General features: G+C 53.1%; 18 protein-coding genes and 1 tRNA gene. 12 read left to right on the forward strand and 7 right to left on the reverse strand.

Annotated features, from left to right (window positions below):
- Window positions 1–51: 51 nt before the first annotated feature.
- Genes CHH75_RS08825 through CHH75_RS08835 form a run of 3 tightly spaced genes read left to right on the forward strand, consistent with a single transcriptional unit; the run spans window position 52 to window position 2,427 of the window.
- Window positions 52–1,146, forward strand: coding sequence for a quinone-dependent dihydroorotate dehydrogenase (locus tag CHH75_RS08825; protein WP_176475508.1), 1,095 nt, complete (start codon window positions 52–54; stop codon window positions 1,144–1,146).
- A 26-nt stretch (window positions 1,147–1,172) separates the two neighbouring features.
- Window positions 1,173–1,985, forward strand: a complete 813-nt coding sequence (yjbM, locus tag CHH75_RS08830; protein WP_095264017.1) for a GTP diphosphokinase — start codon at window positions 1,173–1,175, stop codon at window positions 1,983–1,985.
- The gene (locus CHH75_RS08835) at window positions 1,975–2,427 is read left to right on the forward strand and encodes a DUF309 domain-containing protein (protein ID WP_155617674.1); all 453 of its coding nucleotides are present in this window, start codon (window positions 1,975–1,977) and stop codon (window positions 2,425–2,427) included. Before yjbM ends, CHH75_RS08835 begins: the two co-directional genes overlap by 11 nt.
- A 153-nt stretch (window positions 2,428–2,580) precedes the next feature.
- Here CHH75_RS08835 and CHH75_RS08840 read toward each other — a convergent pair whose 3' ends face one another.
- Complete coding sequence (locus CHH75_RS08840; RefSeq protein ID WP_095397976.1) at window positions 2,581–3,036, reverse strand: PCYCGC motif-containing (lipo)protein; 456 nt, start codon at window positions 3,034–3,036, stop codon at window positions 2,581–2,583.
- Entirely contained in the window at window positions 3,033–3,560 is a 528-nt protein-coding gene (locus CHH75_RS08845; RefSeq protein WP_095397977.1) for a thioredoxin family protein, read from the reverse strand. The genes CHH75_RS08840 and CHH75_RS08845 overlap by 4 nt, the downstream gene beginning before the upstream one ends.
- Before the next feature lie 162 nt (window positions 3,561–3,722).
- On the opposite strand from CHH75_RS08845, the gene CHH75_RS08850 reads away from it, so the two are divergent.
- From CHH75_RS08850 to CHH75_RS08860, 3 genes are all read left to right on the forward strand, one after another.
- Window positions 3,723–5,324, forward strand: a complete 1,602-nt coding sequence (locus tag CHH75_RS08850; RefSeq protein ID WP_095397978.1) for an RsmB/NOP family class I SAM-dependent RNA methyltransferase — start codon at window positions 3,723–3,725, stop codon at window positions 5,322–5,324.
- Entirely contained in the window at window positions 5,321–6,070 is a 750-nt protein-coding gene (locus CHH75_RS08855; RefSeq protein WP_095397979.1) for a pseudouridine synthase, read from the forward strand. Before CHH75_RS08850 ends, CHH75_RS08855 begins: the two co-directional genes overlap by 4 nt.
- 122 nt (window positions 6,071–6,192) lie before the next feature.
- Window positions 6,193–6,993: a Cof-type HAD-IIB family hydrolase gene (locus CHH75_RS08860; RefSeq protein WP_095397980.1), complete on the forward strand. Its 801-nt coding sequence runs from the start codon at window positions 6,193–6,195 to the stop codon at window positions 6,991–6,993.
- A 151-nt stretch (window positions 6,994–7,144) separates the two neighbouring features.
- Here CHH75_RS08860 and CHH75_RS08865 read toward each other — a convergent pair whose 3' ends face one another.
- Together CHH75_RS08865 and CHH75_RS08870 are read right to left on the reverse strand one after the other, a co-directional pair.
- The gene (locus CHH75_RS08865; protein WP_095264028.1) at window positions 7,145–8,524 is read right to left on the reverse strand and encodes an RsmB/NOP family class I SAM-dependent RNA methyltransferase; all 1,380 of its coding nucleotides are present in this window, start codon (window positions 8,522–8,524) and stop codon (window positions 7,145–7,147) included.
- 81 nt (window positions 8,525–8,605) lie between these two features.
- Window positions 8,606–9,778, reverse strand: a complete 1,173-nt coding sequence (locus CHH75_RS08870) for a GGDEF domain-containing protein (RefSeq protein WP_095264029.1) — start codon at window positions 9,776–9,778, stop codon at window positions 8,606–8,608.
- Window positions 9,779–9,885: 107 nt separating this feature from the next.
- Between CHH75_RS08870 and CHH75_RS08875 the strand changes: the two genes are divergently transcribed.
- A complete protein-coding gene (locus CHH75_RS08875) occupies window positions 9,886–11,013 on the forward strand; it encodes a glycosyltransferase family 4 protein (RefSeq protein WP_095264031.1) in 1,128 nt (375 codons plus the stop codon).
- Window positions 11,014–11,056: 43 nt separating this feature from the next.
- Here CHH75_RS08875 and CHH75_RS08880 read toward each other — a convergent pair whose 3' ends face one another.
- Window positions 11,057–12,100 carry a YkvI family membrane protein gene (locus CHH75_RS08880; RefSeq protein ID WP_095264033.1) on the reverse strand — a complete coding sequence of 348 codons (1,044 nt, stop codon included), beginning with the start codon at window positions 12,098–12,100 and terminating at the stop codon, window positions 11,057–11,059.
- A 271-nt stretch (window positions 12,101–12,371) separates the two neighbouring features.
- Here CHH75_RS08880 and CHH75_RS08885 point away from each other — a divergent pair, with 271 nt between their 5' ends.
- The 4 genes from CHH75_RS08885 (at window position 12,372) to CHH75_RS08900 (ending at window position 14,173) form a co-directional block, all read left to right on the forward strand.
- Window positions 12,372–12,944, forward strand: a complete 573-nt coding sequence (locus CHH75_RS08885; protein WP_095264034.1) for a xanthine phosphoribosyltransferase — start codon at window positions 12,372–12,374, stop codon at window positions 12,942–12,944.
- 108 nt (window positions 12,945–13,052) lie between these two features.
- A complete protein-coding gene (locus CHH75_RS08890; protein ID WP_095264036.1) occupies window positions 13,053–13,382 on the forward strand; it encodes a hypothetical protein in 330 nt (109 codons plus the stop codon).
- A gap of 99 nt (window positions 13,383–13,481) precedes the next feature.
- On the forward strand, window positions 13,482–13,703 hold the full coding sequence (locus CHH75_RS08895) for a hypothetical protein (RefSeq protein ID WP_095264049.1): 222 nt from the start codon (window positions 13,482–13,484) through the stop codon (window positions 13,701–13,703).
- A 140-nt stretch (window positions 13,704–13,843) separates the two neighbouring features.
- The gene (locus CHH75_RS08900; RefSeq protein WP_095264038.1) at window positions 13,844–14,173 is read left to right on the forward strand and encodes a carboxymuconolactone decarboxylase family protein; all 330 of its coding nucleotides are present in this window, start codon (window positions 13,844–13,846) and stop codon (window positions 14,171–14,173) included.
- Window positions 14,174–14,402: 229 nt separating this feature from the next.
- Here CHH75_RS08900 and CHH75_RS08905 read toward each other — a convergent pair whose 3' ends face one another.
- Window positions 14,403–14,813, reverse strand: a complete 411-nt coding sequence (locus CHH75_RS08905) for a YhjD family protein (protein ID WP_095264040.1) — start codon at window positions 14,811–14,813, stop codon at window positions 14,403–14,405.
- A gap of 190 nt (window positions 14,814–15,003) precedes the next feature.
- On the opposite strand from CHH75_RS08905, the gene CHH75_RS08910 reads away from it, so the two are divergent.
- Window positions 15,004–15,088: transfer RNA gene (locus tag CHH75_RS08910), tRNA-Leu, on the forward strand.
- A gap of 599 nt (window positions 15,089–15,687) precedes the next feature.
- Here the strand turns inward: CHH75_RS08910 and CHH75_RS08915 are convergent.
- Window positions 15,688–16,590: a transposase gene (locus tag CHH75_RS08915; protein ID WP_095397981.1), complete on the reverse strand. Its 903-nt coding sequence runs from the start codon at window positions 16,588–16,590 to the stop codon at window positions 15,688–15,690.
- Window positions 16,591–17,287: the final 697 nt, after the last annotated feature.

Genomic DNA, 17,287 nt, shown 5'->3' on the forward strand with positions numbered 1-17,287 from the left:
AAGGATAAACTGAAGGGTAGAGAAATTAACTGGATGAGAGGAAGTAATGATGTGTTATATCGCCAAATAGGCAAACCTATCTTTTTCAAAATGGATCCGGAGAAAGCCCATCATCTTGTAATTGGAGGGCTTGGCCGCACCGCCGGACTGCCGGGCGGAGAAACCGTCCTGCGCAGCATGTACGGCGTCAAGGAAACCCCGGATCTGGCTGTAGATCTGTTCGGCATGCATTTTCCGACCCCGGTCGGACTGGCTGCCGGTCTGGATAAAAACGCGCAGGCGGTCAAGGGCTTCTCGTCCATCGGCTTTGGCTTTATGGAAGTGGGGACCGTGACGCCGAAGGGGCAGCCGGGGAACGAGCAGCCAAGGCTGTTTCGCCTGCCGCCGGATGAGGCGCTCATCAACCGGATGGGCTTTAACAACGAAGGCGCAGAGGCGATGGCACGCAGGCTGTCGGCATTCAAGCGGCGCCCGATTCCGATTGCCGTGAACATCGGCAAGAACAAAACGACGCCAAACGAGGAAGCGAACGCCGATTATGAGGCCTGTATTCGCACCCTGTATCCATACGGCGATTTCTTCGTGGTGAACATCAGCTCACCGAATACGCCGGACCTGCGCAGCTTGCAGCATGGCAGCGAGCTGGCTTCCTTGCTGCAGGCCGTGATGGCGGAGATGGAGCGGCAGGCCGAGAAGCACGGGCAGTCGAAGGCCGTGCTGGTGAAGATCGCTCCGGATGTGAGCGATGAAGAATTGGAATTTATGGTGAATACGATCAGCGCAAGCGGCGTATCCGGCATTATAGCGACCAATACGACGCTGTCGCGCGAGGGGTTAACGCATGGGCATGCGAAGGAGACGGGCGGACTCAGCGGCAAGCCGCTGCGCGACCGTTCCACTGACATCGTAGCCCGAATTTATAAGCAGACCGGCGGCTCGCTGCCGATTATCGGCTCTGGCGGCATCTTCACCGCCGAGGACGCCTACCGCAAAATCCGGGCGGGAGCCAGTCTGGTTGAAATTTATACGTCATTGATATACGAAGGACCCGAGGTGAATCGCAAGCTCCACTCTGGCCTGAGGGAGCTGCTGCGCCGCGATGGCTACAGCCACATATCCGAGGCGGTCGGGGCTGACCATCGTTAAGGGGTAATGGACAGGAGGCAGGAGCAATGGACGTTAGAGACTGGGGGACATTTTTGCTTCCTTATGAGCAGACTGTTGAAGAATTGAAGGTTAAATTCAAGACGATGCGCGCGGAGCTCAAAAAGCGGGAAGAATATGCGCCCATTGAATTCGTAACCGGACGGGTAAAGCGAATCTCCAGCATCCTGGACAAGGCAAAACGGTTGCAGGTGCCGATGGATCAGCTGGAGACCGGCATTGAGGATATTGCCGGCATTCGCATCATGTGCCAGTTCGTGGAGGACATCCGGCGGGTAGCGGAATATATTCGCGCCCGCAAGGATTTGACGGTGCTGTACGAGAAGGATTATATTACGAATTTTAAGGAAAGCGGCTATCGCAGCTTCCATATGATTATCGAATATCCGGTACAGACCGCGCTTGGACAGAAGAAGGTGCTGGCGGAGATTCAAATCCGTACATTGGCAATGAATTTCTGGGCGACGATTGAGCATTCGCTCAGCTATAAATACAGGGAGAGCCTCCCCGAAGAGATCAAGATGCGGTTGAAAAAGGCCGGGGAAGCCGCCAATACGCTGGATAACGAGATGTCGAGCATCCGCGAGGAGATTTTGGAGGCGCAAAAGCAGTTTGAGGACAATTCCAACATTACGGCACAGGTGCTGCATGCGATCCATCAGCTCTATTTTTTCCATCTGGTGAACGAGGCCATTTCCTTCCAGGAGCGCTTTAATGTGTTGTGGCAGGCGCATGATATGGATGCGATCAAGGATATGCTGGATGAAGTGAAGCAGATGCTGGCCGAAGCCAAGAAGAAAGTTTCCGATTATGAACTATGAGCCGTTATATGTAGCGTTCCTCGTATATTTCAACCGCGACCAGGATTATTTCGAATGCCATGAGGTGCTGGAGGAATTGTGGCTGAAGAAGGACCGGGATCCGAGGTATAAAGGGCTGCTGCAGGTCGCTGTCGGGCTGTATCACTTTCGCAACGGCAACATTCGCGGCGGATACAAAATGCTGTCCAGCGCAGCCGAAAGGCTTATACCTTATGCTGAGGATGAGCTAGGGATTCGGCTCGGCAAGCTTGTTGGGCAGGTCCAAGATTACGCCGGCAGGCTGGCTGATTATGAAGCCCATCCGTTTCCTTATGCCGATCTGACGATTGAGATCTGGGACCCGAAGCTGCGGCTTGCAGTTGAACAGGCTGGAGCAGAGATAAAGCCGAATATTCCGCAGCGGCGCAAGCCAACCCGGGGCAAGAACAACGAGACGAAATAGAAAGAAGGGCTGCTCCACGCAGGTAGATCATAGAATCTACGGGGTGGGCAGCCCTTGCTTCTTGCTTCTGTTCATGGAACCTGCCGTATACAGCTTATAAAGATGATGACGGTAGTCGAGGCGATGCTCAGCCGATCAGCGGATTAGAGCGGATCAGGATTCAGCGCCTTTGTATTTGTCGTCGATAAACTGTTTGATTTCGTCGAGGGATTTGCCTTCCTCGTTCAGGCGTTTGGCGTCCTGAAGCTCCGTGAGGCAGATGCCGCACTGGGCGCCGTGGTCGGTCCAGGTCACTTCGCCGTCCGCGGTCTCCGCGATAAAGCAGCGATAGAGGGAATCATGATAGCCGTGCTGCTCGTCCATACAGCCGCAGTAGCATTTAATCTCCTTCAGAATAGCTTCAAGCTCGCCGACTGCAGCATAGGTTGCTTGCGTATTGTCTGTATAGCTCGACAAAAATGTCGGCATTTCCGTAAGGCTGGCCGTCGTCTCGTACCGTTCGGACTCGGCGCCGTGATTATGCTCCAGGGCGGACGGCTTACCGCCGCAGGCAGCCAGCAGCATGCCGGTGATGGCCAGCGTCAGCAGGACAGCGCGGGCACGGTTCATGATGTGCTCCCCTCCTTATACTTGTCAAAGAATGCTCTGAAATCGTCGACATCGAATCCGTTTTCCGCTCCTGGGGAAGCCAGGCCGCCCACGATGCGTTCTTTCTCTACACCGTTCTCGAAATAGACGAGAGTTGGTGTGAATTCGATATTGTAGGATCTCCAGCCCTCCTGGAATTCGCGGAGGTTATACTGGTGAAGGGTCACTCCGGACTCGTCTGCCAGAGGCATCAGCTCCGGTGTTGTCACGCGGCAGTGCGGACAGTCGGACGCAAAGAAATACACGAAGAAGCTTTCTTGGTCCTGCACCTTCTGCTCCAGTTGATCAGGCAGAATAATCTGCTGGTAGTTCGGGTCATCCAGAATTTCCCGAGTCGCCGGATTCAGTTCGGACACCTTTTTCCCGCCGTACAGCTCGCTTTTCTCCCCTTGGGTATTCAGGAAGATAAGCGCGCCGATCAAGATGAGGAAAATGCCGCCGAACACATATAAACCGGTGTAGCTTTTTTTCTTGCCGCGGCTCATTGACCCACCCCCTTATCATCAATAATAAAAGTTAGGAACTTGTCCTTTGTAACAGGCTATATTATACAATATAAAAAGTCACAGCGGAACATTCGAAAGTCCTCATCGAATCTTCAAATTACCAATACAACATCAAACTATACAGAACAGGCAGGTACGAATATGGCTTTACATCTGCCTTCGCCGTTCCAGGCGAAGATGAAATCACTATTAGGAAGCAACTTTGACGATTTTATGAAATCCTATCACGAGAGCCCGCATGCCGGGATTCGGGTGAACACCCTCAAAATATCCAATGAACAGTTCCGGGAAATTTCACCGTTTGCACTTGAACCCGTACCGTGGTGCCCTACCGGCTACTATGTCGAGGACGGCGCCCGCCCGGGACGGCACCCATATTATCATGCAGGGCTGTACTACATACAGGAGCCAAGCGCCATGTCGCCGGTGGAGCTGCTGGATGTTCAGCCGGGAGACCGGGTGCTGGATCTGTGTGCGGCGCCGGGAGGGAAGTCGACTCAAATTGCAGCCAAGCTGGGCGGGCAAGGCGTGCTGATCAGCAACGACCTGAACCCGGACCGGACCAAGGCGCTTGCGAAAAATCTGGAGATGTGCGGAGTAAGAAACGCCATCGTGCTGAATGAACAGCCGGATCGGATTGCCGAGGCGTTCCCTGCCTATTTTGATAAAATATTGGTCGATGCCCCCTGCTCGGGGGAAGGCATGTTTCGTAAGGACGAGTCGATGCTGAAATACTGGGAGGCGTCCTCGCCGCTCGTGTTTGCAGAGATGCAGCGGGACATTCTGCGGTCCGCAGTGAACATGCTGGCGCCGGGAGGAACGATGGTCTATTCAACCTGCACCTTCTCGCCGGAGGAGAATGAAGGCATGATCGCCGCGTTTCTGGAGGAGCATCCAGAGTTCTCCGTAATTCCGATTGACGCTTCCTTTGGCTTCGCCTCCGGAGAAACGGCGTGGCTGCAGCGCCATGGTCTGGCGATGAGCGAGGCGCTTCGTGAACAGATTGCGGGAACCGGCAGGCTCTGGCCTCACAAGGTTCGGGGGGAAGGGCACTTTGTTGCCGTCCTAGCAAAAGAGGGCGAGGTTAATCGCGATGAGGAGCCGCGGTCTCTTCCGCATGTGAATGGGCAGATGACTGGTGGCGAAGCTGCGCTGGCCGCAACCTCCCGCCAGGAGGGCAACAACTCCCGGAAGAGCAAGGCAGAGCTGAAGGCGGCTCGTCACGGCCACAAGGACAGAAACAGGAAGGAAGCGGCCGGGAGCCGAGGCAGCGGCAAAGGTGCGCAGGCGTTCGCGGGGGATTTGGGCCCGTTTATGGAGTTCATCCATGAACGGCTGCCCGTCGATCTGCAAGGGCATGTCGTGGTATATGGCAGTCAGATTTATATTTCAGCGCTGCCGGAGAAGGAGCGTTTGAGCCAGCTCAAAACAGTAAGGCCCGGCTGGTATGCCGGTCAGCTGAAGTCCGGCCGTTTCGTTCCCGGCCATCCGCTGGCCGTTGCCTTGAAGGCGGAGGAAGCGGCCAGGCATGTCAACCTGTCCTCGGCGGACGGTGAGGCTGTCCGGTATTTGAAGGGAGAGACGCTGACCGTGGACGAGGAGAGGATCATCTGTCATCCGGGTATCGAAACGAAGGGATATGTGTTAGTCTGTATAGACGGATATTCGGCCGGCTGGGGCAAGTGGCAGGCCGGAATGTTGAAGAATGAGTACCCTGCCGGCTGGAGGTGGACCTCGGTATGAGTTCAAAGGGAAGAACGACGATGCGGCTGGACAAGCTGCTTGGCAATATGGGGTTTGGCACGAGAGCGGAGCTGAAGAAGCTGGCCAAGGCCGGATGGATTACAGTGAACGGAGAGACCATCAAGGATCCGGGCAAACATGTGGACCCCGCTTCGGACACGATTGTGTTCGATGGGGAGCCTGTGCTGTACCGGGAGTTTGTGTACATTATGCTGCACAAGCCTCAGGGGGTTATATCGGCGACAGAGGATATGAGAGAACGGACGGTGCTGGATCTTCTGGACCCGCCGTACCGCGCTTTTGAACCGTTTCCGGTAGGTAGACTGGACAAGGATACGGAGGGGCTGCTGCTGCTGACCAACGATGGCAAGCTTGCTCATGAGCTGCTGTCTCCCAAGAAGCATGTGCCGAAAACATATGAAGCCATTGTGGAAGGCCGGGTCGATGAACAGGATATTGTTCAGTTTGCCCGGGGCGTCACCTTGGATGATGGTTACGTCACGATGCCGGCAGAGCTGACGATTCAATCCTGTGAGGAACAGGCGGAGGGCAGCTTTATTTCACGAATTTCGCTGATCATTCAGGAAGGGAAGTTTCATCAGGTGAAGCGGATGTTCCAGGCGGTAGGGAAGAAGGTAGTCTATCTGAAGCGGGTGCGCATGGGCGATCTCCGGCTGGATGAATCACTGCCGCTGGGCGCTTACCGGGAGCTGACGGCGGAAGAGCTGGCTGCGATCGGAAGGTAAATTGGTCCTTGCCCGGCCAAACTCGAATCGTGTATGGCAAGGTTCAGCTTGCAGGTCGCTTCGCTTGTGGCGTCTTGCATGTTTGAATATATATATATCATGGTCAAAGGATGGGTGGAGAAATGACGTACAAACTGGTAGCTTTGGATGTGGACGGGACACTGCTGAACGATGAACATGAAATGACGGAGCGCACCAAAAATACGGTGATGGAGGCGGCCAGGCAGGGAATTGAAATCGTGCTGTGCACGGGCCGTGGTCCACAGAACTCCATTCCGTTCATGGAGAGCATGGGGCTGGAGGGCTATGTGATCAGCCATAACGGCGCTGCTACGGTGGAGGTGGCTACTCGTACAATTGTGCATCAATTCGAGATGGACCGTGGGGGACTGACACCGTTCATGGAGTATTGCCGCGAGCAAGGGATTCATTTTGACATTAACACGGCCTTTGAGATGTATGTGGATCATGTGGAGGAGCTTGCCGGTCCGGTGCGCTACATGTATGAAAACTTCCTGATGATGCCGAGCAATCTGCCAGCCTGGGAGGCGCTTGCGGACCCGGTTGTGAAATTCACGGCCTTCGGGGAATCGGCTGATCTGGACCGTGTGTTTGGAGCGTGGAGCAAGTGGACGCTCCCGTTCAATATGCTGCGCAGCGGCGAGTATTTCATCGATCTGATGCATCAGGAGGCCTCCAAGGGCAACGCGCTCGCACAACTGGCGGCGAAGCGGGGCTACAAGCCGGAAGAGGTGCTGGCGATTGGCAATTACTACAATGATATTACGATGCTCACCTATGCCGGTATGGGCATAGCGATGGACAATTCCCCGGTGGAGGTCAAGGCGGCAGCCGACGCGATTACGGCCTCCAACAATGAGGATGGCGTGCATGAAGCGCTGGTGAAGTACTGCTTGTCTTGAATGTAAGGGCCGGGATATGAAGAAAAAGGACCTGACGGAAGCGGCGTGCGCCGAGTTCGCGACAGATTAGCTTGTAATCGATCTGTTTGCGATAGAAGCGCTACAGGCTGCTCTTCCGTTTGGTCCTTTTGTGTTTGTAATAATGGTCCGGCTAGCGCAGTGAGCGAAGCCCTTTAGGCAGATGGTTCTTCAGCTGGCCGCTGCTGGCTTTGCCCCAGCCGACAGGCAGTCCGTCTGTCGTCACAAGCGTCCAGCCGCGGTAGTCAGGGTCGACCGGCAGCGTCTCGCCGCGCAGAAACGCGGCGATTTCCGGCGAATCGGCGGACAGATTCCAGCTTCTTGCGGCCTGCTCGGGACGGGAAGCCATCGCGAGGGCGTGAGCGGGTTCAATCCGGTTCTTCTTCAAATGCGCGAGATGAAGGCCGGCACGGGGGATTTTGAGGCCCCGAAGCTGCCGCTCGGTCCAGGTCCAAGACGCGTTCTCCGGCAGCCAGTACAGCTCGTCTCCGAACAATAACGGACGGCCGGATGTCGGTACGAATCCGGGAAGATCCTCTCTGGCCCATTCCAGAAAAGCCTGGTAGGCCGCTTGTTCAGGCGCTTGCTTGGCACGCTTCCCGCCTCTGCCAGCAGGCCTCGTATCTTGAACGCCCCCTTCGAGCTCATCGGAAGCGCCACCCCTCTTCCTTACTACGGCTACGAAATGTCCTTCCCCGCGCTGCAAATGCGGCCAGAATCGCTCCATCTTGAGCAGCTCCAGGTCCGGATATTGAGCGAGCATTCGCTCCACCATCTCTTCATTCTCGGCCTTGTTGAACGTACAGGTGGAGTAAGCAAGCGAACCGCCAGGCTTCAGCATGACGTAAGCCTCCTGGATGATGTCCCATTGGCGGGCTGCACACAGCTCTACGAGCGCAGGCGACCATTCCTCGATGGCGCCGGGATCTTTCCGGAACATGCCTTCGCCCGAGCAGGGCGCATCCAGCATGATTCGGTCGAAGCTGGCCGGGAATCTCCGGGCCAGCTCATCCGGAGCGGCGCAGGTGACAACCGCATTATCAATTCCCATTCGTTCTACGTTCTCTGCAAGAATCCGAGCCCGTTCGGGGTGAATTTCATTGGACACGAGCAGGCCCTTTCCTGTCATTTTGGAGGCGATGTGCGATGTCTTTCCCCCGGGGGCCGCGGCGAGATCAAGAACGGTTTCGCCGGGTTGCGGATTCAGCATTTCCACGGCTGACATGGCCGAGGGCTCCTGAATATAATATAGTCCGGCAGCGTGGTACGGATGACGGCCTGGCCGCATGGTCTCCTCATAATAATAACCATCCGCACACCATGGAACCGGGGTCAGCTCAAACATGGAAATCAGGGCGCGAACGGCTTGATCGGCTCCATCCGACTTCAGCCGGTTCAGCCGAAGGCCGTGGGTGCGCGGTGCGTTGTAACTATCCAGAAATTCATCCAGCGTTTCACCCGCAAGTTCCTTCATCCCGGAAACAAACGCCGCTGGCAGTTTTTCCTCTCCCATCGGTACAGCTCCTTTTATGTAAGAAAAATGGTGCGTAATCTGTGATGTCAGCTTAGACGGTCACTACAAGGTCGCGTTAAGCTAAGCTGGACTTCCGGCAGCCGCTTCCCTGGATTTAGGGGATGCCTCCTTCATGGAGCGGTAATCGGTGACTTTATTTTTGCCAGTCGTTTTGGAGCGATACATCGCCTGATCGGCTTGCTTCATCAGCTCGTCGCCCTGCACGCCCTGGCGCAGTACACTGAAGCCAACGCTGATGGTGACGATCGTCTCGCTTGCGACTCTGGCGCGAATGCTCTCGGCTACCTGGGCAGGCTTGACCTTGCGGTCAACGACGAGGGCCACCAGCTCTTCACCGCCATAGCGTCCAGTTAGGCCGATTCCATCCAGCTCCTCCTGCATGATCGCAGCGACTTGCTGCAGCACTTCGTCCGCCTTGGCATGACCTTGCGTGTCGTTCAGCTTCTTGAAATTGTCGATGTCGCAGAAGATAACCGCGATCTTCAGCTGCTGCTCCACATACTGCTCCAGATGCTTCGTGAAATGCTTGCGATTATACAGCCCGGTCAGGCCATCGGTGATCGAGGAACGGTAAATCGACTGCATCAGCTCGACAATGCGCCGGAACAGGACAAAAAACACAATAGCATAAAAGATAACCGGCAGAAATGGCACCGTGTTGTTCAGTGCCGGCGGCATCGTCAGACCGTAGCCGGATGCTGTTTTCATTGCTGCCCAAACCGCATAGGTGAGAAGTCCGATCGTGTATTTGACCGGCTGTCCGATTTTTTTAGGGATTCGGAGCAGGCACAGCACAATGACGGCCCCGTGCATCAGATCGAAGCTGACCTTCTGCCATAGCGGATCCACCGGAAAAGGAAGTACGGCAGGCAGAATCAGCAGAGCCAGAATCGCCAGTGTGAACAGAAGCGGCATCCAGAAATGGCGCTTCTTCATTCTCCGATATAATAGCAGGACCGCGGTGTTTAACAGAGCGAAGGAGAATAGCTGGAGGGCATGCGGGGTTGCGGAAGTCGCCCCGAGTGCAGGTGCTGTCCCCAAAGCCGAATGGATGTTCAGTCCTTCGTATGTCATAATAAAGAAGAACGCTGCCGCCATATAGATATAGGCCTTCTTGCGCTGCTTGGTGTACATAAACAGACACATCATCAACATCATCAAGGCGATACACAAGCTGCAGACGGCCGCGATCAACGGCAACAAAGAGGGCCAAGAGGCCGCTTGATAAGACAAATGGACTCACTCCTGATAGGGATAGGTTTCCTTTGCATGAAACATATGTTCTAATATATCATAACGAAAAAGTATCTGAAAAGAGATTAGAGAAAGGGGGATTCCCCATGAAACTACTTCAAGCCTTATTTTTTCCTCCGGAACAGCCTGGCGGCGTCTCTTCCATGATTCCTTATCTTCAGGAACGGTTTCATTCCCCTCGCTGGGAAATGGAGCTGTTCTGGCTTCCGAAACGGATCCGCAACAAGGGCCAGGAGGAGCCGATATTCCATACCTTTGATTGGAGAGAGTTCGAATCCAGCCCTGTCGTCGCCAAGTATATTCAGACTTACCGCGATTACCTGTGGTGGACCCGTCTTCGAATCCAAAAGCCATATGATCTTATCCATAGCCATCATCCGATTCCAGGCATGGCCATGAAGGCGGTCTTCCCGGATACGCCCCTGATTCAGACCGTGCACTCCAGTTACGAAAGAGAGCTTATTCTGAACGGAAGAATCAAGGAGAACGGGCTTGAGCACCGCTTTCTCGTTTCCTTATATAAAGAGCTGGAGTTTATCAGCGATCGGCTGATGACCGTATCGAACTCATTCAAACATTATATGACGCCTTACGTAGAACGCCCTGAAGACATCGGCGTGATTCCGAACGGCTTTGATGAGAAAAGATTCAAGCCTGTCCCTCATGAAAATGTCGTGCCTCAGCTGATTACGGTGTGCCGGCTCGTCCCAGCCAAAGGGCTGGACGTTCTGCTTAAAGCATGCGCCGAGCTGAAGGAGCGGGGTCATGATTATGTCCTGCATATTATCGGGGACGGTCCTTCCCGGCAGGAGCTGGAGGAAATGGCGAAGGAGCTTGGTATATACCAGGAGACGATTTTTTACGGATATACCCTTCATCCGGAGGAGTTTATGCCGTTCTTCGATATTTTTGTACTGCCGTCCAGAGCCGAGGCGTTCGGATCGGTGTTCGCAGAGGCTGCGCTGAGCTGTCTGGCGCTGGTGGGAACGAATGTTGGCGGTATAGCGGAGCAGATTGAGGATGGGGTTAACGGCCTGCTGGTGCCGCCGGAGGACCCGATGGCACTGGCAGACGCTTTGGAGAAGGTGATCGGCGATCCGCTGTATCGCTACGAGCTTGCGCGGACCGCCTGGGACAAGGCGAAGAATCAATATTCCCTGTCTCGTTCCGTCAATGAGCTGAAGAAAATGTATTTGCAGTTTCGCCCTCGGTGAAAAGAACCGTTGTGTCAGAAGGGAGCAGCAGCGAGCTTTCGCTTTATTCCCGAAGTGCAGGCTTGCCGAACAAGGTGAGCCGCAGCACCCATAATAGACAGAGCGCTCCGAACATTGGGTACAGCAGCGACAACAGCGAACTGAAGCCAAACTGGCTGAATATATAGCAGAAGAGCATGATGCCAAGTGTGATGATGCGTGGCGACAGCGTGGTCCGTTGCTGGACCAACAGGGTAATGCCATAAATATTGGCTACAAAGGTGCTGAAAATTTCCAGGAAGATCAGCATCAGATAGATGATTTGCACCACCAGGCCAAGCTGGTTGGCGATGCTGCCCATCGGAATTTCATACTGAGATATGCCGGGCATTTGGGCTGACATCGCGAAATGGGCTGCCATCAGCATGAATCCGACGCCTGTGCCGCCGATAATTCCTCCCCATTTTACCGCGCGGTGACTGTCGGTTTGACTGCCAAGCGGAACGAGGACCGGCATGGCCATCACCAGGTTGAAGGCGGTGTAGAGCAGCGGGGCTATCCAGGCATAGGACAAGGGATGGTCGGATGTCAGTGTCAGGAACCGGGAGGAGCCCGGGGAATGAATCGTTTGCGATATAATGACAAGCGACAGCGTGAGCATCATGGGAACGACAAAGCTGTTCATCGTCATGATGGAGCGAATGCCTTTGCGCAGAATAAAATAGGTGCCGATCATGGTCACGAATAGCCCCGTCTGGTAGCTAAGGTTCAGATGCTCCATAAATACCGAGCCGGCTCCGGCCAGCATAATGCTGTTGACGCCCAGCAAAATAACAAACATGAACAGGCTGATCCATCCGCCCGATCGTTCGCCGAAGAGATGTTTGTTCAAGTCTTCGAATGATTTGGCCTGAATGCGCCTGGATATAATCATGATTTTAGTTCCGAGCCAAATGAACAGCCCTGTAGCGAGCACGATCGTGATGGTAGCCCAATACCCGTATTGGGTAAAAAACTCCATGATTTCGCGTCCGGTAGCAAAGCCGGCACCCACGATCGTTCCGATGTATGTAAATGCGATTTGAAATACCCGAAAATGGTTTCGCAAGCGTCCCCAGCCTCCCCCGTATCTGCTTCTCTCATCTGTTCCTATAGTACAAGGTATGCCTGTCTGGGCTGGGACATGACTCCGACCTGTCCCTATTTCAGTGTGAGTGATATGTCATATACACTGGGTCCGCTGGGTGGTATAAAGATGTTAATGTAAGATAATGTTCCCTGCCAGGTTAGAAGAGGAGAGAAGGAACGTCGTTTATACTTGCCGGGCACCGATGATTTATGTTACTTTTACGTCAAAGGATTGGGTGGGAGGTCAACGTATGGAGTGGTTAAAGGAACGAATTATGCGTGAGGGTGTTGTGCTCTCGGATCAGGTGCTGAAGCTGGATGCGCTGTTGACGCATCAGGTGGACCCGGCACTGATCATGGAGATGGGCCGTGAATTTGCCGAAAGATTCAAGGAGCAAGAAGTGACCAAGGTCGTGACGCTGGAGTCATCCGGCATCTCGGTTGCCTTTGCAACCGCACATCATCTCGGCGTGCCAATGGTATTTGCCCGGCGTAAAAAAACGCTGTTGGCCGATCCTGATGCATTAAGCGAACGCGTGCCGTCTTTTACGAAAGGGATCGTAACGGACATTATGGTATCTCGCCAGTTTATTACTGAGAATGACCGAGTGCTGTTCATCGATGATATCATTGCCAACGGCGATGCTGCCCGGGGGCTGATCAAGATCATACATCGAGCCGGAGCGAGGCTGGTCGGGCTCGGTGTGGTGATCGAGAAGAGTTTTCAGGCCGGAGCGCGTACGCTCAGAGAGCAGGATGTTCGGGTCGAATCGCTGGTCGACATCACGTCTTTGGAGAATGGACAGGTTCATTTTGGTAAATAAAATCATGACATGTTGCGTTATTCCAGCCTAAAAATTCAAGCAACGACTTTTCGCTAGGGCCATTTTGCCGTATAATAAAGGAGTAGGCAATAGAGAGGAGGCAGCACCATGGGGAAACAACCTGTAACCGAGCCGTTCCTGATTGAGAAGCTGAATGAAGCGAAAATTCATTTCGAACGCGCTCTGGATTGTAAGCATACGGAGTTCGATGATCTTTATCCCTATATGATTGAACATCCTCAGTTTTTCTGGTATAAGCGTTATGTTGCCTGGTCGGAATTGCTGACGATTGCCGGTCTGTGTGAGGAGCTTTCCTTCGATTGGAGAGAACAGTTCACTCCTCAGCAGGTGGAGTATATAGAGAAACGTGTCATGTCTTCAACGGTTCTGGATTTCTGGTACGAGAAGAATGACAGCATTGAGCCGGCCCAGCGCTAAAGGCTCGAAACCGAATACCCGAAAGACCTAAATGACCTCATTTAGGTCTTTTTTTAAGACCAAAACGAAATACGAGTGAGGGAGGCTGAAGATATGAGTATGATCAGTGATGAACGTTTGGACGAGCTTCGGCTGTCAGGTGAGCGGGTTCGCGTGGTGCGTGATGAACTGGAGAGCAACGATGTGATTGGCATCGTTGTGGCCTGGGACCCGACCCATGTGATTATTCGCCGCAGAAACCGGCGCGTTGTGAAATTAGACCGGAATTACAGCTACCAGCTGTACAGCGAGCCGCGCCAAAGTCGCCTGGAGGACAATTAAGCGACCTTTCCGAGAGTCTGAGAACTGACCCAGTACAACTGTGAATCCGGTGCCCCTGTGCGAATAGATCAGCTAATGGACGGATATCTTATACTGGAATACTGGGAAACAGACCATTAGGAGAGAGGTGCACACAAGCGATGGAATTGTCACAGGATAAAGTGTCGGCTTATAAAAACGAAATCACCAATATGAAGCAGTCCATGCCTGAAATGACGGAGGCATATCATCAATTCACAGGCGTCTGCTTTCGTGAAGGCGAGCTGGACGAAAAGACAAAGCAGTTGATTGCGCTTGGCATCAGCCTGTTTGCCAACAATGAGCTGTGTACGTTGTACCATATGCAGGAGGCCCGCTCCAAGGGGGCTTCAGAGCAGGCGATCATGGAGGCAGTAGCGGTCGCATCAGCAGCGAGCGCTGGACATGCCATGGCACAGGGACTTATGCGCGTGCAGCCCAATCTACACTAGGTAGCACGAGGCGCTGCATCCAAGATCAAGATGATAGCAAAGAATTAGCCGCTTTCCGGTGGGGAGAGCGGCTTTTTCGATGGAATAAGGCAGACTCGGAAAGCTATCGCTAAAGTTATCGTTAAAGTTATCGTTAAAGTTATCGATAAATTTAGCGATAGAAGGAACTGCCATAATAAAGTAGCCATTGTCGCTGCTCAGCATGAGTATGGGGCAAGGATGGCCTGATTCAGTGTGAGGCAGCAGCAGCGTGCGGCTGACCGGGACCAGGATCGCTTGCATGTAGCCCGAGGTAAGCCCGCATCCGCTCCATCATCTCCTTGCGGAAGGACGGCCACAGGATTGTTATGGACCCGACATAACCTCGGCACGCATAACGGGCTTCAATACCGTCGTTCCCCTTGCGGATGTCATACACCTTGATGGTGCGCCTGCTGAATTCCTGCTTCACTTCGCGAAGCAGGATCGCCGCCTGCTTGGCGCCGTTGCCGACAACTTCCACATAGAGCTGGGGGGTCTTGAATACGCCGCTTTCCTGAATAACCCGGCAGTCCCGCTCAAATACTTTGTGAATGAAGGTCAGCAGCAGATAGCTTTTGATCAGCGCGCGTTCTTCCGAGGTAACAGCCGGTATGGCCATTATGTCCACCACCCTTTATATAGAAAATGTTTATTTAATGAGAACTTATGTTCTTATTTTAACCGAAAGTATCGAAAATAATCAAGTTTTTAAAAAAAGTGTTGACTCGATTGTTAAGCCGTGATATTATATATCTTGTCGCCGCGATAAGTGACTACTGAAGATACCATTGCGATGGACAACATATTATGCGGTCGTGGCGGAATTGGCAGACGCGCACGGTTCAGGTCCGTGTGGGCTACCCCCCCGTGGAGGTTCGAGTCCTCTCGACCGCATTTTCATCTTCAACCCTTAAACTCTTCTATCTAGGATAGAAGAGTTTTTTAGTTTTTATATACATAACTTTCGCCGCGAAATCCTCTCTGCTCTGTTGGTTGCTCTCTCCTGGTTGCTCTCCTGGTTGCTCACTGCTGGCTCCTCGAAGCATACTCCACGCCCCTCCACGCCCCCTATGTTTGGAGAGCTTTTCACCATTATCCCGTTTGATCAGGTAATCAGGAACAGCTAATTTGGAGGAAGAACATACTGTTGGCGATGGAAGTAGGAAATAGGAAGTAGGAAGTGGGCAGATTGTATTGAGATCTTAAGACGGCCTGAGGACAAGATGCCAGGATTAAAGAAAAGTGACTTACGGATCAAGGACGGATTTAAGGGATTAGGTGAAAGTTAGCCAGACAGGTAATGTGCCCCCAATGAGGTGAAGTGGGACGAATCAGATGATTTGTGTGAGTCAAGAACTGCTGCACGATGATCAGCGTGACGCTTTGGACAATACATTAATGGTGGGAGCTAGCATGAGAGCTACCACGAGAGCTACCACGAGAGCTACCATCATCAAAGTAACGATGATTTCAGATAGAATCCGACATCTCATTCAGGCTACTGCTGCAAAGGGCTGATTCGTTTGGCGGGCGATCAACTGGTTGTAGGAAATGCCGGGGACAGCCACACACATTTGCAGCAACCGCTGTCCTATCGTTACTTCCGCTTCGGACAAACGGAGCCAGCGGCGTCCTGTGAACTCGTTCAGGTACGCCTGCAGATGTTTCGATTCCAATGCTCCATAGGTGCTTTTTAGTGATTTCCACGCTTCTCTGACGATGTTCCGCAAGGGGGAATACAACCGAAAAGCTTGAGGGAACAGTCTGACGTCGGATGTGAGGCTGTCCACGTGCTCATCAATGAAGGCGGTTAGATCGCGGCGTGCTGCCCATCTATCGCTTCCTCGCTGCTGCTGCACCAGGCGAAGTTTGACCTGCTGCGGTTCACCGGTCTCGTCAACCGTGCAGCCAGCGACGACAGCCGAGGCATGCGGATGCGAAACTGTACAGCGGTCAGGATTACGCCCGTACTGATCGCTGTTGACCTTCACGTCGCCGTAGAGCAGTTCGCGGGCATCAAATTCCCCGAGAGCATGGCGTATTTTGTGAAGCATTAACCACGCGGTCTTGTAGGTAACCCCAATCACCTGACTCAGCCGTGTCGCCGAGATGCCGTCAGGAAGCAGGAACAATTCCAGGGTGATGAACCACTTGAGCAGCGGCAGACGAGTGCCTTCAAAGATCGTGCCGACGAAAGGCGACGTTTGATGCTTGCAACGTCCACACTCAAATAAGGGGATACGCCGGGAACTCAGACGGCAGCACTTGGTATGATCACAGCGCGGACAAATAAACCCGTTTGGCCACTTCATGGCAATCACCGCCTCGATGCAGTCCTGCTCGCTCTGATAACGGCTATGGAAAGATGGAAGCTCCGTTGCAATGTGGATCATCATATCCCCTCACCCCGAATTTAAATTTACGTACATAGGCTCCTAATCTAAAGATAATAGTGACAACCGAACTTGTGTTCCATTTATTTCATTATACCAAACATATGTTCCTTAATCAACCGAAAAAGATTAATTAAAACGTCTTATTTCGTTTGATTTTTGTCAAACCACTTTCGACTAAATGAATAGAGGGCAAATTGAAAAGTTGAATAGCTGAATAGTTGAATATCAGAATAGTTGAATTTGAGAATATCAGATTAGCTGAATAGCTTAGAAGCTGACCGTTACTTGCTTTTACATTTCCTGCTGCTTGCTTCCCTGAGCGAAAGGGATAATGGTTAAAGGGGTGGGGGAGAGGATAGGTGGCGGCGAAGGGGGCGGTGGCTGAGGCAGGGCTGTCACGGGAACAATTGCAGGGATTAACGCAGGGATCAAAGTAGGACTCAATGCAAGGCTCAATGCAAGGCTCAATGCAAGGCTCCAAGTAGGACTCAACGTAGGGATCGACGCAGGGATCAACGCAGAGATCAACGCGGGATCTACGTAAGAAGCGAACGTAGGAGAGGCCCTTCGCGGGGGCTAAAAAAGATGCAGATGCATAGATAGTTGCTGAGCGGAATTGCAGATGACAGGACGGGATAGTCTAAAGGATATTCGATCGACCGTTTAGCCGTTCGACAAGAAAGCAGAGGAGTTGGCA

This window comes from Paenibacillus sp. 7541 (assembly GCF_002276395.1).
In the GTDB taxonomy this organism is placed as follows: Bacteria; Bacillota; Bacilli; order Paenibacillales; family Paenibacillaceae; genus Paenibacillus_AQ; species Paenibacillus_AQ campinasensis.

Coding starts and splice junctions, on each gene's coding strand:
- yjbM (WP_095264017.1), top strand. CDS start 1,173: ATGGACGTTAGAGACTGGGGGACATTTTTGCTTCCTTATGAGCAGACT.
- CHH75_RS08835 (WP_155617674.1), top strand. CDS start 1,975: ATGAACTATGAGCCGTTATATGTAGCGTTCCTCGTATATTTCAACCGC.
- CHH75_RS08840 (WP_095397976.1), bottom strand. CDS start 3,036: ATGAACCGTGCCCGCGCTGTCCTGCTGACGCTGGCCATCACCGGCATG.
- CHH75_RS08845 (WP_095397977.1), bottom strand. CDS start 3,560: ATGAGCCGCGGCAAGAAAAAAAGCTACACCGGTTTATATGTGTTCGGC.
- CHH75_RS08850 (WP_095397978.1), top strand. CDS start 3,723: ATGGCTTTACATCTGCCTTCGCCGTTCCAGGCGAAGATGAAATCACTA.
- CHH75_RS08855 (WP_095397979.1), top strand. CDS start 5,321: ATGAGTTCAAAGGGAAGAACGACGATGCGGCTGGACAAGCTGCTTGGC.
- CHH75_RS08860 (WP_095397980.1), top strand. CDS start 6,193: ATGACGTACAAACTGGTAGCTTTGGATGTGGACGGGACACTGCTGAAC.
- CHH75_RS08865 (WP_095264028.1), bottom strand. CDS start 8,524: ATGGGAGAGGAAAAACTGCCAGCGGCGTTTGTTTCCGGGATGAAGGAA.
- CHH75_RS08875 (WP_095264031.1), top strand. CDS start 9,886: ATGAAACTACTTCAAGCCTTATTTTTTCCTCCGGAACAGCCTGGCGGC.
- CHH75_RS08885 (WP_095264034.1), top strand. CDS start 12,372: ATGGAGTGGTTAAAGGAACGAATTATGCGTGAGGGTGTTGTGCTCTCG.
- CHH75_RS08890 (WP_095264036.1), top strand. CDS start 13,053: ATGGGGAAACAACCTGTAACCGAGCCGTTCCTGATTGAGAAGCTGAAT.
- CHH75_RS08895 (WP_095264049.1), top strand. CDS start 13,482: ATGATCAGTGATGAACGTTTGGACGAGCTTCGGCTGTCAGGTGAGCGG.
- CHH75_RS08900 (WP_095264038.1), top strand. CDS start 13,844: ATGGAATTGTCACAGGATAAAGTGTCGGCTTATAAAAACGAAATCACC.
- CHH75_RS08905 (WP_095264040.1), bottom strand. CDS start 14,813: ATGGCCATACCGGCTGTTACCTCGGAAGAACGCGCGCTGATCAAAAGC.
- CHH75_RS08915 (WP_095397981.1), bottom strand. CDS start 16,590: ATGATGATCCACATTGCAACGGAGCTTCCATCTTTCCATAGCCGTTAT.